Raw genomic sequence first — 14,740 nt, forward strand, 5'->3', positions numbered from 1 at the left:
GTTCGCGCTCCGCGCAGCCGGTCTGGAGGCACGGCCCAGCTCCCGTCCCGCCGCCCGCGATCCGCGTCAGTCGCGGCCGCCGACGACTGCCCGGGCGAGGACCGCCAGGTCGGCGTGGTCCGCGAAGACGCCGTCGACCCCGGTCCGGATCACCGAGGTGAACCACCGCTCCCAGTCCCCGAACGCGGCGACGTCGCCACCGCGCCGGAGCGCAGCGGGCAGGAAACGGTTCTCCGGCCGGAGCGTCCACGTGTACACCGCCAGTCCGACGGCGTGGGCACGGTCGACGATCGCACTCCGGACGGGTGCCGGGTCATCGACGGCCACGCTGTCCACGCCCGCCATGAGCGTGTCGAGGTCCACGCTGATCCCGTCGAACTCGCTCGCGAACCCGGCGAGCGCCTCGTCCTTCCGCTCGGCGGCGTAGGTGGGAGCCGCCGACCCGTGGGAGGCGACCTCGTCCGCGGCGCTGCCACGGGCCTCCTGGAGGTACACGAACCGACCGCCGGTCCCCCGCGTCCGCAGGTCGCGCAAGACGCCCTTCTCGAAGGACTCGACCGTGAGACGCTCGTCGTGACGCCACCCGGCGTCACCGAGCGCGCTGTCGACCAGCTCGTCCATCCGGGACCCGGCCTGCGCGAAGTACGTGGCGTGCTTCACCTCGGCGACGAGGCCGACGCGTCGCGGTGCCGCGTCCAGGATCGCGAGCAGGTCCACCAGGCGCAGGATGCGGTCCTCGCCGTCGTGTGCCGCGGAGTCCGGTCGGAGCGCCGGCAGCCGTTCCCGGGTGCGCAGGGTCTCGAGTTCCGCCCACGTGAAGTCCTCGGTGAACCAGCCGGTCGTGGTCTGCCCGTCGACGGTCTTCGTCGTGCGCAGGTGCGCGAACTCCGGGTGGTCGGCGACGTCGGTCGTCCCGGAGACCTCGTTCTCGTGGCGGAGCACCAGCACGCCGTCCTTCGTCGGCACGAGGTCCGGCTCGATGGCGTCCGCCCCGAGTTCGATCGCGAGCTCGTACGCACTGCGCGAGTGCTCGGGCCGGTAGCCGCACGCGCCACGGTGGGCGATCACCAGGGTCATGCGCCGAACCCTACTTGTCGCGGGTGGCCGTTCCGGTTCGACGAGGGGCCGCCGCAGCGCGGGTCCGGGTCCGGGTCCGGGTCCGGTGTCCGGGTCCTGTGTCCGCCGACACATCCGCCGCACCGGACCCCGCCGTTCCCAGTCCCGCGTCCCACGATCGCGCCATGACCGTCCACTCGCTCTCCACCGCCGTCGAGGCCCGGATCGACCGTGCCGCGCGCCGCCTCCTCGACGCCGGCCCGCAGCCGCACCGACCCGGCCGGCTGTTCGTCACCGAGTTCCTGGTCTTCGGTGCGAAGCAGGCGTGGGCCTGCACGTTCGGGGCGCTGTTGCTCCTGACGATGGTCGTCGTCCGACTGACCTGGCCCTCCGGCACCGTGGTGGACCGGAACGACGTGCTGACCGTGACCGCCGTGCTCCTGCAGGTCGGCATGCTCGTGTTCGGGCTCGAGACCGTCCGGGAGCTCCGCGTGGTCCTGCTCTTCCACGTCGTCGGCACCGTCATGGAGGTCTTCAAGACCCACGTCGGCTCGTGGACCTACGAACCGGGCGGCGTGCTCGTGCTCGCCGGGGTGCCGCTGTTCTCCGGGTTCATGTACGGCGCGGTCGGGTCGTACATGGTGCGCGTCCACCGCTTGTTCGACCTGCGGTTCGACCGGTACCCGAGGCAATGGTGCGTCGCGGTGGTCGCCGCGGCGATCTACGCGAACTTCTTCACGCACCACGTCGCGTGGGACGCCCGGTCGGTCCTGCTGGCACTCGTCGTGCTGCTCTTCGCGCGCACGACGATGCACGTGCGCATCCATCGCTCCTCGGTCCGGATGCCGGTCCTGGTGGCGATGGGCCTGGTCGCGGTCGTCATCTGGCTCGCCGAGAACATCGCGACCTGGGCCGGCGCATGGGCCTACCCGACGCAGGCAGCGGCGTGGCACCCGGTCGCTCCGACGAAGATCGTCGCGTGGCTGCTCCTCATGATGATCTCGGTCGCGCTGGTCACGTGGCTCGTCCCGGCCACACCGCCTGGAGGCACGGCACCCTCCGGTCACCCGGCCCGCGTCCGGCGAACGGCTGGCTCTCCACGTCTTCGAGGCGCACATGCAGCAGATCCCCATAGGCTCGGCCCGTCGGGCTCTCCGGAGCCCCTTCCGCTCGCCGCGAATCCTCAGCCTTTCGCGTCGGAGCACCCCTAGGCTGAGAGGACACAAATCTCCCAGGAAGAGGACACCATGGCCTTCAAGCCCGGTTTCGACCAGTCCCCCGCCTTCAACGACCAGGGCCGCAACGCCTGGGGCGCCGGTGCCGGTCAGCGGCAGGCGGGCTGGGGACAGACCCCGCAGCAGGGCATGACCCCCGAGCAGCTGCAGTACATGTACGACCGCCCGGCCGCCAGCACGGTGGACACGGACCGCATGTCGTACGAAGACACCATCGTCAAGACGCTGCTCGCGTTCGGCGTGCTGATCGTCGGTGCGGTCGCGGGGTGGAACCTCCCGCCGGCCGTCTGGATCGTCGGGGCGCTCGTCGGGTTCGTGTTGGCCCTCGTGAACACGTTCAAGCGGAAGCCGTCGCCGGCGCTCGTCCTGGCGTACGCGTTCTTCGAAGGGTTGTTCGTCGGCGGGATCTCCGGCTACTACGAGCAGGCGTTCGGCGGCATCGTGCCGCAGGCCGTGTTCGGAACGCTCGGCGTGTTCGCCGTGACGCTGCTGCTGTTCCTCTCCGGCAAGGTTCGGGCGACGCCGAAGGCCACGCGGTTCTTCCTCGTCGCGATCGTCGGGTACATGGTGTTCCAGCTCGTGAACCTGGTGCTCATGTGGACCGGCGTCACCAACGGCACGTTCGGCATCATGAGCGCTCCGAGCTTCCTGTTCGGGATCCCGTGGGGCGTCGTGATCGGCCTGTTCGTCGTCGTGATGGCGGCGTACTCGCTCGTCCTCGACTTCGACCAGATCAAGACCGGTGTCCAGCGTGGCGCTCCCCGGATCTACGCGTGGACGGCGGCCTTCGGTCTCATCGTCACCCTGGTGTGGCTGTACCTCGAGATCCTGCGCATCCTCGCCATCATCGCGAGCAGCTCCCGCAACTAGTTCTCGCACTCCCGAAGGGCCCCGGCGCTGCCGGGGCCCTTCGTCGTGCCCGGGGTGTTGCTCGTCGCGCCCGACCGGATCCCGCACTGGCCGAAGTCGCACGCACTGCCGTCCGGAGGCTCGCTCAACGGCAGTTCGTGCGACCTCGGTGACCGACCCGCGGCGGGTCGTGCGACCTCGGCGCGCGGGGTGGTGCGCGCGGCCGAGGCTGGGCCGGCGAGCGGGCACGACTCCCCGCGCGCGTCCGCCGAGCGGGCGGAAACCGTCGCCACCGCCGGCCGAGCGAGACCCATTCGGCCCGCTCGGCAGAGCCCGACGCTGACGCTCCGAGCCGACACCCCCGGGCCGACCGCCAGGACTCCCCGCGCACACCCGCCGGCGGCCCGGCGACCGGGCAGGACTCCCCGCGCGCGTCCGCCGAGCGGGCGGAAACCGTCGCCACCGCCGGCCGAGCGAGACCCATTCGGCCCGCTCGGCAGAGCCCGACGCTGACGCTCCGAGCCGACACCCCCGGGCCGACCGCCAGGACTCCCCGCGCACACCCGCCGCTGGTCCGGCGAGCGGGCACGACTCCCCGCGCGCGTCCGCCGAGCGGGCGGAAACCGTCGCCACCGCCGGCCGAGCGAGACCAATTCGGCCCGCTCGGCAGAACCCGACGCCGACGCTCCGACCCGACCGCTCCGGGCCGACACCCCCCAGCCGACCGGCAGGACTCCCGCGCACGTCCGCCGCTGGCGGCCCGGCGAGCGGGCACGACTCCCCGCGCGCGTCCGCCGAGCGGGCGGAAACCGTCGCCACCACCGGCCGAGCGAGACCGATTCGGCCCGCTCGGCAGAGCCCGACGCCGACGCCGGCCGGCGGGACGCCAGAGGGCCCGGCACGCATCGCGCGCCGGGCCCTCCGAGAGGTCAGGGGAGCGTCACTCCCACTCGATCGTCCCCGGCGGCTTCGACGTGACGTCGAGCACGACGCGGTTGACGTCCGGGACCTCGTTCGTGATGCGGTTCGAGATCTTCGCGAGGGTGTCGTACGGCAGGCGCGTCCAGTCGGCGGTCATGGCGTCCTCCGACGAGACCGGACGCAGCACGATCGGGTGCCCGTACGTGCGGCCGTCACCCTGGACCCCCACGGAGCGGACGTCGGCGAGCAACACGACCGGGCACTGCCAGATCTCGTCGTCGAGGCCCGCGGCGGTCAGTTCCTCACGCGCGATCTTGTCGGCGGCGCGGAGCAGCTGCAACCGCTCCGCAGTCACCTCGCCCACGATGCGGATGCCGAGCCCCGGGCCGGGGAACGGCTGGCGACCGACGATGACCTCGGGCAGCCCGAGCTCGCGGCCGACGGCACGGACCTCGTCCTTGAACAGCGTCCGCAGGGGCTCGACGAGCTCGAACGTCATGTCCTCGGGCAGCCCACCGACGTTGTGGTGCGACTTGATGTTCGCCGTGCCCGAGCCACCGCCGGACTCGACGACGTCCGGGTAGAGCGTGCCCTGCACGAGGAACTTCACCTCGGCATCGGAGTCGGACGCCTGCGCTTCGAGCACCAGGGCTTCGGCGGCGCCCTCGAACGTGCGGATGAACTCGCGCCCGATGATCTTGCGCTTCTGCTCCGGGTCGCTCACGCCGGCGAGGGCGTCGAGGAACTGCTGCTCGGCGTCGATCGTGATCAGCCGGACCCCGGTCGAGGCGACGTAGTCCTCTTCGACCTGCTTGCGCTCGTCGGCGCGCAGGAGTCCGTGGTCGACGAACACGCAGGTGAGCTGGTCCCCGACGGCTCGGTGCACGAGCGCCGCGGCGACGGCGGAGTCCACGCCACCGGAGAGCCCGGCGATGACCCGTGCGGATCCGACCTGCTCCTTGATCCGGGCGACCTGCTCCTCGATCACGTTGCTCGAGTTCCAGTCCCCGGGGAGCCCGGCCGCCCGGTGCAGGAAGTTCTCGAGCACCGCCTGGCCGTACACGGAGTGCTTGACCTCGGGGTGCCACTGCACGCCGTAGAGCTTCCGCTCGTCGGAGGCGAACGCGGCCACGGGGGTGGAGGCGCTCGACGCGAGGACCTCGAAGCCCTCCGGAGCCTTGGACACGGAGTCGCCGTGCGACATCCAGGTCACCTGGGTCTCGGGCTGCCCGCCGAGCAGCACGCTGGCGGTGCCGGTGACGTCAACGGACGTCGCGCCGTACTCGCGGAGGCCGGTGTGTGCGACCTCACCGCCGAGCGCGGACGCCATGGCCTGGAAGCCGTAGCAGATGCCGAGCACGGGCACGCCGAGGTCGAGGATCTCGCCGTCGAGCGCGGGGGCGCCGTCCTCGTAGACCGACGACGGACCGCCGGACAGCACGATGGCCGCGGGGTCCTTCGCGCGGACCTCGGCCGCCGTGATCGAGTGCGGGACGATCTCGCTGTAGACGTTGGCTTCGCGGACCCGGCGCGCGATGAGCTGCGCGTACTGGGCCCCGAAGTCGACGACGAGGACGGGACGCTGTTCGGTCTCGCTCACCGGGCGGTCTCCTTCTCGCGCTGCTGGGCAGCGGTCAGCTGGTGGTAGGTGTCCATCGCGATCTTCTGCATGCGGTGCTCGACCACGAAGGACATGAACGGGATGATGCCGCCGAGCGCGATGAGCAGGAAGCGCGTCGGCCGCCAGCGCATGATGCTCCACAGGCGGAAGTCGGTGAAGAGGTACAGGACGTAGAGCCAACCGTGGGCGATCAGGATCCCGATCGACAGGTTGAACGTGCCCGGGTCCTTGCCCGCAGTGCCCTCGGGCACGAAGAAGGCGCCGCCGCCGAGCTGCATCTCGCGGTGGATCGGCGTGTACTTGAGCACCATCTCGAGCACGAGCAAGAGCAAGAGCACACCGGTGATGTACGCGGAGACGCGGTACCACCTCACCGCACCCGGGATCTTCGGGATGTCACGGGTTCGGACGGTCAGGGCCATATCCGCCATCCTACCGTCGGACCGAGGGCGCACCGGAGTCGGCCGCCGAGCCGTCGGCACCGAGCAGCGCGGCTTCGCGGGCCTCGTCCTGCTCGCGCTCCCAGGCGTCCTTCACGAACCGGTACCAGAGGAACACGGCGAACCCGGCGAACACGACCCACTCGACCGCGTAGAAGAGGTTGAGCCAGTCGAACTGGACCTCGCGCGTGGGTGCCCGGTCCGCGATGGTGCCGAGGTCGGCGGCCTTGGCGGTGGCTCCGTCGGCGACGACGTACCCGAGGTACATGCGGTCGTCGAAGGCCTTCCACGTGTTCACGAGCCGGGCGGGCGCGACCGCCGAGAACTCGCCCTTGGTGTAGGCGTCCTGGTCCGGCGACTCGGCCGGGTAGTACCGGCCCTGCACGGTCATGGTCGCGCCGTCCGTCAGGCGGTCGCCCCCGGTGACGGCGGCGGTGCGTCGGTCGGACCACCCGATGACGACCGGGAGGCTCGCCCCGCTTCCCGAGACCACCAGGTGTCCGATGGTCTGGTACGTCCCACCCCCGGTGCGGCCGGTCAGGACCGTGGTGTCACCGGCGACGAAGGTCCCCGTCACGGTGACCCGCTGCCCGGCGATCGTCTCGCCGGCGGGCTGGCCGGGGCGCGTCACCTGGTCGAGCGACTTCCGGGTCTCGGTGGTCTCCGGCAGCGGGGTGCCGTTGGCGATCGACCGCTCGAGCTGCCACTTGCCCAGCCCCGCGAACACCCCCGCGAGCACGAGCGCCAGCAACAGCAGCGCGATCCACCTCGGTCGTCGGGCAACGGCCCACATTCGTATCAGTACTCCGGATCGCGCTGGCGGACCGGGCGTTCGGGGCGCTCGGCGGGGATCTCGACCGACGCCGTCACGGGTTCGTCCACCGCGTCGCTCGTCGTTCCAGTCGTCCCATTGTCGCGCTCTTCCCTGCCCGCGGCCTCCACGAGGGCGAACTCCTCCGCGAACTGGCGGTCCCGGTCGGCCCGGCGAAGCGCGGCGGCCTCGTCCCGTTCGGTCTGCTCGGCCTCCCGGGCGGCCGTCTCGGCCGCGCGGAGGGCGGCCCGGCGCCCGCCGAGGCGCGTGCGCAACCGCGCGAGGCGAGCGGGACGGATCACCAGGCGGCCGATCCGGTCGGAGTTGACCGCGAGCAGCGGTCCCAGGATCGCCATGACGAGGACGTACAGCCCCGCGAACGCGGTGATCCGTGCCTCCAGTCCGGCGGCTGCGGAGAGCGTCGCGAGGATCAGCGCGAACTCGCCACGGTTCACCAGGATGACGGCGGTGTTGATCCCCTGCTGGACGTTGAAGCCGTTCATGCGCGCGACGAGCTGCCCGGCGACGGCGTTCAGCACGACGGTCATCGCGATCGCACCGAGGACGGGCCAGAGCACGTCGCCGAAGGTCATCAGGTCGAGCCCGAGTCCGAAGTTCACGAAGAAGAACGCGGCGAACACGTCGCGCATCGGCAGCGCGAGCTGCTCGATGCGGTCGCGGTAGCGGGTGGCGCCGCAGAGCAGGCCGATCACGAACGCGCCGATGGCGTCGGTCACCCCGAGCAGGTCACCGATGCCACCGAACATCACCGCGAGGCCGAAGAACAGCACGGTGAACAGCTCGTCGTCACGGGTCGCGAAGAGCTTCGACACCCACTTGCCGGCGAACCGCGCCAGCGTGAACATCACGATCAGGAACCCGAACGCCAGGCCGAGCTTGCCGACCACGGCCCAGACGTTCGTGTCACCGGACAGCACGACGGACACGATCGCCAGGTAGATCGCGATGAAGACGTCCTCGATGACGGTGACACCGAGGATCATCGGGGTCTCGTCGTTCGCCAGGCGCCGCAGTTCGATGAGCAGCTTCGTGACGATCGCACTCGACGACGTCGCCGTCATACCCGCGACGATCAAGGCCTCGCGGGTGCCCCAGCCGAGCGAGAACCCGAAGGCGAACCCGACGCCCATGTTGATCGCGACGTAGGTGCCGCCCGAGACCAGGAGCTTGCCGGCGTTGCCGTAGAACTCCTCCTGGTCGAACTCGAGCCCGAGGTTGAACAGCAGCAGGATGAGCCCGAACGTCGCGATCAGCTCGATCGTGTGCGACTCGACGCTCAGGCCGATCCACGGGGTGTGCGGGCTCGCGATGAGCCCGACGATCATGTAGATCGGGATCGCCGGGAGCCCGATGGTCTTGCCGAGCCGTCCGAGGACGTAGGCGATGACGAACAGCACACCGATGGTGAGCAGCTCACCACCCAGGTGCACGGACTAGCTCCCGCGCGGGGCCTCGGCCGCAGCGGCCGCAAGCTCTCCGCTGCGGTAGAACGAGAACGCCTTCGCGACCTTCTCCGGCGACCCCGCGACGACGATCGTGTCGCCGGGGAACACCACGAAGTCGGAGGACGGGGCCGGGTTGGCGCTGTCGCCGCGGACGACGGCGACGACGGTCAGGCCGATGAAGCCGGAGTCGTGCAGGTCGCCGAGGGGCTTGCCCGCGATGGCGTCGTCGTAGTCGACGCTGAACCAGTCGATCGACAGGCCGGGGATCTCGTCGAGCTTGTCCAGGCCCTCGGTGATGCGGGTGCCGCCGAGGAGCTCGGCGAGCGTGTGTGCTTCGTCTTCGCTGAGGCGCAGCGAGACCTTCTCGGACTTGTCCGCGCCGTCCGAGACGTCCGCGAACGAGATGAGGTCGGAGTGCCCCGACCGGTGCGTGATGACACCGCACTTGCCACCGTCGTCGGTGTAGAAGCTGTGCAGCACGCCGACTCCGGGGAGTTTGACGCGATGGACGTCGACCATGATGGCTCCCTTTTCGAGTACCCCGATGATAACCACCGGGCACCGTCGTCCATTCCGTCGGCCCGGATCGCGGGTCCGCCGGTTCGGATCGGACGGGAGGCGCGTGGCGGGGCCGCCACGTGCCTCCCGTCCGCCTGTCCCTGGTGTCTACTCGGGTTCCGTGGTCTTGTCGCCGACCACCTGCTCGTCGGATGCGGTGGCGCCCTCGGCGCCGCTCGAGCGGCCGCCACCGACGACGACGTCGTCCTCGTCGAAGCCGAAGGCGATGTCCGGCGCTTCGAGTCGCACCCGGTCGGCGGACTCGTCATCGGGCTGCAGCTGCGACTCCCGCTCGGCGGCGACGCGCTTGAGGTAGTTGGAGACCTCGTGCTCGGTCGTCTCCTGGTCCCAGCCGAGGACACCGGCCATCAGGCGCGCGGCGACCGGAGCTGCCGACTCACCGCGGTCCCACGCCTCGATCGAGATCCGGGTCCGGCGGGCCAGGACGTCCTCCAGGTGCAGGGCGCCCTCGTGCGAGGCGGCGTAGACCACCTCGGCGCCGATGTAGTCGTCGGCCCCCGGCAGCGGTTCGGCGAGGAACGGGTCCTGTTCGACGAGCTGCAGGACCTCGGTCGCGAGGGTGCCGTACCGGTTCAGCAGGTGCTCGATGCGGACCTTGTGCACCCCGAACGTCTTCGCGGTCCGCGCCCGCTTGTTCCACGCGGCGGGGTACCCCTCGGCCCCGAGCAGCGGGATGTCCTCGGTGGTCGACTTCGGGATCTTGCCGTCCATCGCCGCGACCGCCTCGTCGATGGCGTCCTTGCCCATCACGCGGTACGTGGTCCACTTGCCGCCGGCCACGACGACGAGCCCGGGCACGGTGTGGGCCACCACGTGCTCGCGGCTGAGCTTCGACGTCTGGTCCGACTCCCCCGCGAGCAGCGGCCGGAGCCCGGCGTAGACGCCCTCGACGTCCTCGCGGGTGAGGGGCACCCGGATGACCTTGTTGATGTGCTCCAGGATGTAGTCGATGTCCGCCGCGGTCGCCGCCGGGTGGGCCTTGTCGAGGTACCAGTCCGTGTCCGTCGTGCCGACCAGCCAGTGCCGCCCCCACGGGATCACGAACAGCACGCTCTTCTCGGTGCGGAGGATCATCCCCATGTTCGACTGGAAGCGGTCGCGGGGGATGACGAGGTGCACGCCCTTCGACGCCCGCACCTTGAACTGCCCACGGGTCCCGATCATGGCCTGCGTGTCGTCGGTCCAGACGCCCGTCGCGTTCACGACCTGCTTCGCCCGGATCTCGAACCGTTCACCGGTCTGGATGTCGTGCGCCTCGGCCCCGACCACGCGCTCCCCCACGCGGATGAAGCCCTCGATGCGGATGCGGCTGGCGGCGTGGGCCCCGTAGGACGCGGCTGTCCGGACCAGGGAGGCCACGTACCGGGCGTCGTCGACCTGCGCGTCGTAGTAGGTCATCCCGCCGACGAAGGCGTCCTTCTTGAGCGACGGCATCGAGCGGAGCACCTGCGTCCGGGACAGGTGCCGGTGGTGCGGCACCCCGGGCGGGCGTCCACCGGACCAGCTGAAGGCGTCGTACATCGCCATGCCGATCCCGATGTAGAAGCGTTCCCACACGTGGTGGTTCAGCGGGTACAGGAAGCGGACCGGCTTCACCAGGTGCGGGGCGATCCGCTGCAGCAGCAGACCACGTTCGATGAGGGCCTCGCGCACGAGGCCGAAGTTGAGCTGCTCGAGGTAGCGGATGCCGCCGTGCACGAGCTTCGACGAACGGCTCGACGTGCCGGAGCCCCAGTCACGGGCCTCGACGATCCCGACGCTCAGGCCGCGGGTGGCCGCATCGAGCGCACTGCCGGCTCCGACGATGCCACCGCCGACGACCAGGACGTCGAGCTCCTTGGACTTGAGCGCCTCGATCGCCGAGGCGCGCTCGTCCGGTCCGAGCTTCGTGTTCGGGTCGAACCCGACCCCCGAGGTGGTGCTGGGCTTGCCGGCCATCGTCGCCTCCGTGCGCCTGCGGGCGCCCGGGGACCACCCGTGCCGTTGCCCGGGTGCCAGCGTCAGTGCTGGTGGTACGGCGCCACGACCACTTCTACTCGCTGGAACTCCTTGACGTCGGAGTAGCCGGTGGTCGCCATCGAGCGGCGCAGGGCACCGACGATGTTCGCCCGGCCGTCGTGGGTCGGCGTCGGGCCGTTCAGGATGTTCTCGAGCGGTGCGATCGTGCCGACCTCGACCCGGCGGCCGCGCGGCAGCTCCAGGTGGTGGGCCTCGGCACCCCAGTGGAACCCGCCGCCCGGTGCTTCGGCAGCGCGCGCCAGGGCGGTCCCGAGCATGACGGCGTCGGCACCCATGGCGATGGCCTTCACCACGTCGCCCGCGGTGTCCAGCCCGCCGTCGGCGATGACGTGCACGTAGCGGCCGCCGGATTCGTCCATGTAGTCCCGACGGGCCCCGGCGACGTCGGCCACCGCCGTCGCCATCGGCGCGTGGATTCCGAGTGCGGCCCGTGTGGTGGACGCCGCGCCGCCGCCGAAGCCGACGAGCACGCCAGCGGCGCCCGTGCGCATCAGGTGCAGGGCCGCCGTGTAGGTCGAGGCGCCGCCGACGATGACCGGGACGTCGAGCTCGTAGATGAACTTCTTGAGGTTGAGGGGTTCCTGGTTCTGGGAGACGTGCTCCGCCGAGACCGTCGTGCCGCGGATGACGAAGAGGTCGACGCCGGCGTCGACGACGGTCTGCGAGAACTCCTGCGTGCGCTGGGGGCTGAGCGAGCCGGCGACCGGGACCCCGGCCGCGCGGATCTCGGCGAGACGCGCGGTGATCAGCTCGGCCTTGATCGGCTCCGAGTAGATCTCCTGCATGCGCTTCGTGACGTTGCCGTCGGTGAGGGTCTTGATCTCGTCGTAGTAGGGCGCCGGGTCCTCGTACCGGGTCCACAGCCCCTCGAGGTCGAGGACGCCGAGCATGCCGAGGCCGCCCATCTGGATCACCGTGGCCGGCGAGGAGACGGAGTCCATCGGCGCCGAGAGGATCGGCGACTCGAACGTGAAGGCGTCGATCGTCCACTGCACGCTCACGTCACGCGGGTCGCGCGTCCGTCGCGAGGGAACCACCGCGATGTCGTCGAACGCGTACGCCCGACGTCCGCGCTTGCCTGCACCGATCTCGACTTCGCTCACCCGGCAAGCCTACCGGGTGGCCCCCTCCACGAGCATGGCGAGCAGGTCGGGGTACTCGATGCCGATGCTCGCGAACATCGCCGGCACCTGGGAGTGCTCGGTCAGGCCCGGCATGGTGTTGACCTCGTTCAGCACGACCTCGCCCTCGGGGGTGACGAAGCAGTCGACCCGGACCACGCCGCGGCAGCCGAGGCGGTCCGCCATCGTGACCGCAGCGGTGCGGAGCCGGGCCGCGACGTCCGGGTCGAGGGGCGCGGGGAGGGCGAACCGGGCGGTGCCGTCGTACTTCGTGGAGGCGTCGAAGAAGCCGTCGGGGTCGTTCAGCACCTCGAGGGGTGGGCCGACGATGCGGCCGTGCGGGGCGCTCGCGGGATCGGGCTCGCCGTCCAGGGCCGTTCGCGGGCGGTTGCCGACGGGCCCGGGCTCGCCGTCCTGCAGGGCGGTCCGCGGGCGGTTGCCGACGGGCCCGGGCTCGCCGTCCGGTCGGCCGGTGCTGAGCACGGCGATGTCGATCTCGCGGCCGACGACGAGGCGCTCGACGAGGACCCGGTCGTCGTGGGCGAACGCCTCGGCGAGCGCACCCTCCAGGTCCGCGAGGGTGTCGACCCGGCTCACGCCGAAGCTCGATCCGCCGGTGACGGGCTTCACGATCCACGGGAGGGGCCCGACGGCGTCGGGGTCGACCTCGGGGACGGGCACGGTCGCGGGCCGTTCGAGGAGCACGCCAGGCGCCACGGACACCCCCGCCGCGACCGCCACGAGCTTCGTCACCCACTTGTCCATCGCGATCGCGCCAGCTGCCACACCCGATCCCACGACCCGGACCCCGGCGAGCGCGCCGAGGGCCGCGAGCGTCCCGTCCTCACCGCCCGGTCCGTGCACCGCGGGGAACAGCACGTCCGCCTGGGCGACGGCAGCCGCGGCCGCGGCGAAGGACAACGCCGTGCCGGTGTCGGGTGATGACCAGGTGCCGTCGTGCTCGATCGTCAGGCGGGAGACCCGGAAGCGGGCCGGGTCGAGCGCGGCGGCCACCCCGGCAGCGCTGGCGAGGCCGACCGCGTGCTCGCTGTTGGCGCCGCCGCCGATCACGACGACGTGGACGCGGCGGGTGCCGGCGTTCGTGCTCGTGCTCGCCGTGCTCGTGCTCGTGCTCGTGCTCGTGCTCGTCATGACTGGACCCCCTCGACGAGCCGGGCCCGACCCGGTGGGGCCACGGCGTCCCCCCGCTCAGCGGTCCTCCGGAGTCTCGGGCTCAGCCCGGTGAGGATCTCGTGGGGGTTCGTCCCCGCCCAGTCCGCCCACTCCTGCACGCTGGGCGCACCCCCGTCCGGACCGAACACGGTGGCCACGTCCCCGACCCGGACGGCCGCCGTCCCGACGTCGACGACGAGCTGGTCCATGTTCACGCGCCCGACGACCGGCATCCGCTGGCCGCCGAGGAGCACCGCGGCCCGTCCTGACGCTCCGCGCGGCACCCCGTCCGCGTAGCCCACGGGCACCACGGCGAGGCGACCGTCGATCGGCGCGACCCACGTACCGTCGTACCCGACGGGCGTCCCGGCGTGGACCCGGCGGACCGCGACGACCGGCGCGGTGAGGGTCATGGCGCCCTCAAGTCCGACGGACGTGGGCCCGATGCCGACCAGCGCGGCGCCCACCCGGACCGCGATCCCCGCCAGGTCCGCGCCCGCGAAGGCCGCCGGCGTCCCGCCGAGGTGCAGGTCGACCGGGCGTCCGAGCGGCCCCTCGACGGCGAGACCGGCGAGACGCAGGAGCATCGCCGCGCGCGACGCGGAGGCACGGTCGGCGTTCGGGACGTGCCCCATCACCGCGCGGACCACGACCGTACCGTCGTCATCGGCCGCGACGGCCGCGGTGACGAGGCCCTGCCAGTGGTCCGGCTCGGCACCCTCGCGCGCCATGCCGGTGTCCACGTGCAGGTGGACGACCACGGGCGTCCCGGTGCGCCGACCCGCGTCCGCCACCGCCGCGAGGGTGTCCACGTCCCCGACGGCGACCTCGATCCCGCGGCGCGCAGCCGCTGCGAAGTCCGTCCCGGGCAGGTGCAACCAGCAGAGCACCCGTGCGTCGATCCCCGCGTCACGGAGGGCCACGGCGTCCGGCAGCGTGGCGGTCCCGAGCGCCACCGCGCCGGCCGCGACCGCGATCCGGGCGACGGTGGTGGCACCGTGGCCGTAGCCGTCTCCCTTGACGACGGCGACGAGGTCCTGCCCCCTGGCGGTCACACGGCGGACGTTGCGGGCGATGGCCCGAGGGTGCACCGTGCGTTGGGGCACGGCGGCTCGCGTGGGGCTGCCGGTCGCGGTCTGCGGGGCGTCTGGAGGGACGGTGTCGGTCACCTGACAAGCGTCACCGTCACGGGGCGGCGGGGGAACGGGACCGGGAGTGATCTCCCCTCATCCCGCAGGATGAAGCCCGGGTCATCCCCGCGGTGGACGGGGTGTGCGAGGGCGCCGCTTCCGGAGGACCCGGAGGCTCAGACCGAGCAGGACCGCGAGCGCCACCAACACGACGAGGAGCGCTGCCGCGACCTTCACGAGCAGGGCCGCCCCGACGAAGAGCACGGCGAAGAGCACCCAGACGAGGGCGTCGAGCACGAGGGGGCCGGGAGTCCGCACG

The 14,740-nt window shown here is 71.6% G+C and carries 13 protein-coding genes; 2 read left to right on the forward strand and 11 right to left on the reverse strand.

Annotated features, from left to right (window positions below; translation table 11 throughout):
- Window positions 1–66: 66 nt before the first annotated feature.
- Entirely contained in the window at window positions 67–1,077 is a 1,011-nt protein-coding gene (locus tag J7E22_RS04990) for a glycerophosphodiester phosphodiesterase family protein (RefSeq protein ID WP_214979539.1), read from the reverse strand.
- 164 nt (window positions 1,078–1,241) lie between these two features.
- Between J7E22_RS04990 and J7E22_RS04995 the strand changes: the two genes are divergently transcribed.
- Both J7E22_RS04995 and J7E22_RS05000 read left to right on the forward strand, forming a co-directional pair.
- A complete protein-coding gene (locus J7E22_RS04995; protein ID WP_214979541.1) occupies window positions 1,242–2,267 on the forward strand; it encodes a DUF817 domain-containing protein in 1,026 nt (341 codons plus the stop codon).
- Between the two features lie 36 nt (window positions 2,268–2,303).
- On the forward strand, window positions 2,304–3,161 hold the full coding sequence (locus tag J7E22_RS05000; RefSeq protein ID WP_214979543.1) for a Bax inhibitor-1/YccA family protein: 858 nt from the start codon (window positions 2,304–2,306) through the stop codon (window positions 3,159–3,161).
- A gap of 919 nt (window positions 3,162–4,080) precedes the next feature.
- On the opposite strand, the gene guaA is transcribed toward J7E22_RS05000, so the two are convergent.
- From guaA to J7E22_RS05050, 10 genes are all read right to left on the reverse strand, one after another.
- Window positions 4,081–5,661 carry a glutamine-hydrolyzing GMP synthase gene (gene guaA / locus J7E22_RS05005; protein WP_214979545.1) on the reverse strand — a complete coding sequence of 527 codons (1,581 nt, stop codon included), beginning with the start codon at window positions 5,659–5,661 and terminating at the stop codon, window positions 4,081–4,083.
- Window positions 5,658–6,104 carry a DUF3817 domain-containing protein gene (locus J7E22_RS05010; protein ID WP_251008741.1) on the reverse strand — a complete coding sequence of 149 codons (447 nt, stop codon included), beginning with the start codon at window positions 6,102–6,104 and terminating at the stop codon, window positions 5,658–5,660. Before J7E22_RS05010 ends, guaA begins: the two co-directional genes overlap by 4 nt.
- Before the next feature lie 10 nt (window positions 6,105–6,114).
- Entirely contained in the window at window positions 6,115–6,915 is an 801-nt protein-coding gene (locus J7E22_RS05015) for an SURF1 family cytochrome oxidase biogenesis protein (protein ID WP_214979549.1), read from the reverse strand.
- Window positions 6,916–6,920: 5 nt separating this feature from the next.
- Window positions 6,921–8,384, reverse strand: a complete 1,464-nt coding sequence (locus tag J7E22_RS05020; RefSeq protein WP_214979551.1) for a cation:proton antiporter — start codon at window positions 8,382–8,384, stop codon at window positions 6,921–6,923.
- 3 nt (window positions 8,385–8,387) lie between these two features.
- Window positions 8,388–8,918: a cation:proton antiporter regulatory subunit gene (locus tag J7E22_RS05025; protein ID WP_214979552.1), complete on the reverse strand. Its 531-nt coding sequence runs from the start codon at window positions 8,916–8,918 to the stop codon at window positions 8,388–8,390.
- Between the two features lie 147 nt (window positions 8,919–9,065).
- Window positions 9,066–10,916, reverse strand: coding sequence for a glycerol-3-phosphate dehydrogenase/oxidase (locus J7E22_RS05030; RefSeq protein WP_214979554.1), 1,851 nt, complete (start codon window positions 10,914–10,916; stop codon window positions 9,066–9,068).
- Window positions 10,917–10,978: 62 nt separating this feature from the next.
- Window positions 10,979–12,100: a GuaB3 family IMP dehydrogenase-related protein gene (locus J7E22_RS05035; protein WP_214979556.1), complete on the reverse strand. Its 1,122-nt coding sequence runs from the start codon at window positions 12,098–12,100 to the stop codon at window positions 10,979–10,981.
- A 9-nt stretch (window positions 12,101–12,109) separates the two neighbouring features.
- On the reverse strand, window positions 12,110–13,270 hold the full coding sequence (locus J7E22_RS05040) for an ATP-grasp domain-containing protein (protein WP_214979558.1): 1,161 nt from the start codon (window positions 13,268–13,270) through the stop codon (window positions 12,110–12,112).
- A complete protein-coding gene (gene alr, locus J7E22_RS05045) occupies window positions 13,267–14,460 on the reverse strand; it encodes an alanine racemase (protein WP_214979560.1) in 1,194 nt (397 codons plus the stop codon). The genes J7E22_RS05040 and alr overlap by 4 nt, the downstream gene beginning before the upstream one ends.
- 81 nt (window positions 14,461–14,541) lie before the next feature.
- On the reverse strand, window positions 14,542–14,739 hold the full coding sequence (locus J7E22_RS05050; protein WP_214979561.1) for a hypothetical protein: 198 nt from the start codon (window positions 14,737–14,739) through the stop codon (window positions 14,542–14,544).
- Between the last annotated feature and the right edge of the window lies 1 nt (window position 14,740).

Origin of the sequence: Curtobacterium sp. ISL-83 (assembly GCF_018613895.1) — a bacterium.
Lineage (GTDB): Bacteria > Actinomycetota > Actinomycetes > Actinomycetales > Microbacteriaceae > Curtobacterium.

Coding starts and splice junctions, on each gene's coding strand:
- J7E22_RS04995 (WP_214979541.1), top strand. CDS start 1,242: ATGACCGTCCACTCGCTCTCCACCGCCGTCGAGGCCCGGATCGACCGT.
- J7E22_RS05040 (WP_214979558.1), bottom strand. CDS start 13,270: ATGACGAGCACGAGCACGAGCACGAGCACGAGCACGGCGAGCACGAGC.
- J7E22_RS05000 (WP_214979543.1), top strand. CDS start 2,304: ATGGCCTTCAAGCCCGGTTTCGACCAGTCCCCCGCCTTCAACGACCAG.
- J7E22_RS04990 (WP_214979539.1), bottom strand. CDS start 1,077: ATGACCCTGGTGATCGCCCACCGTGGCGCGTGCGGCTACCGGCCCGAG.
- J7E22_RS05010 (WP_251008741.1), bottom strand. CDS start 6,104: ATGGCCCTGACCGTCCGAACCCGTGACATCCCGAAGATCCCGGGTGCG.
- J7E22_RS05025 (WP_214979552.1), bottom strand. CDS start 8,918: ATGGTCGACGTCCATCGCGTCAAACTCCCCGGAGTCGGCGTGCTGCAC.
- J7E22_RS05015 (WP_214979549.1), bottom strand. CDS start 6,915: ATGTGGGCCGTTGCCCGACGACCGAGGTGGATCGCGCTGCTGTTGCTG.
- J7E22_RS05030 (WP_214979554.1), bottom strand. CDS start 10,916: ATGGCCGGCAAGCCCAGCACCACCTCGGGGGTCGGGTTCGACCCGAAC.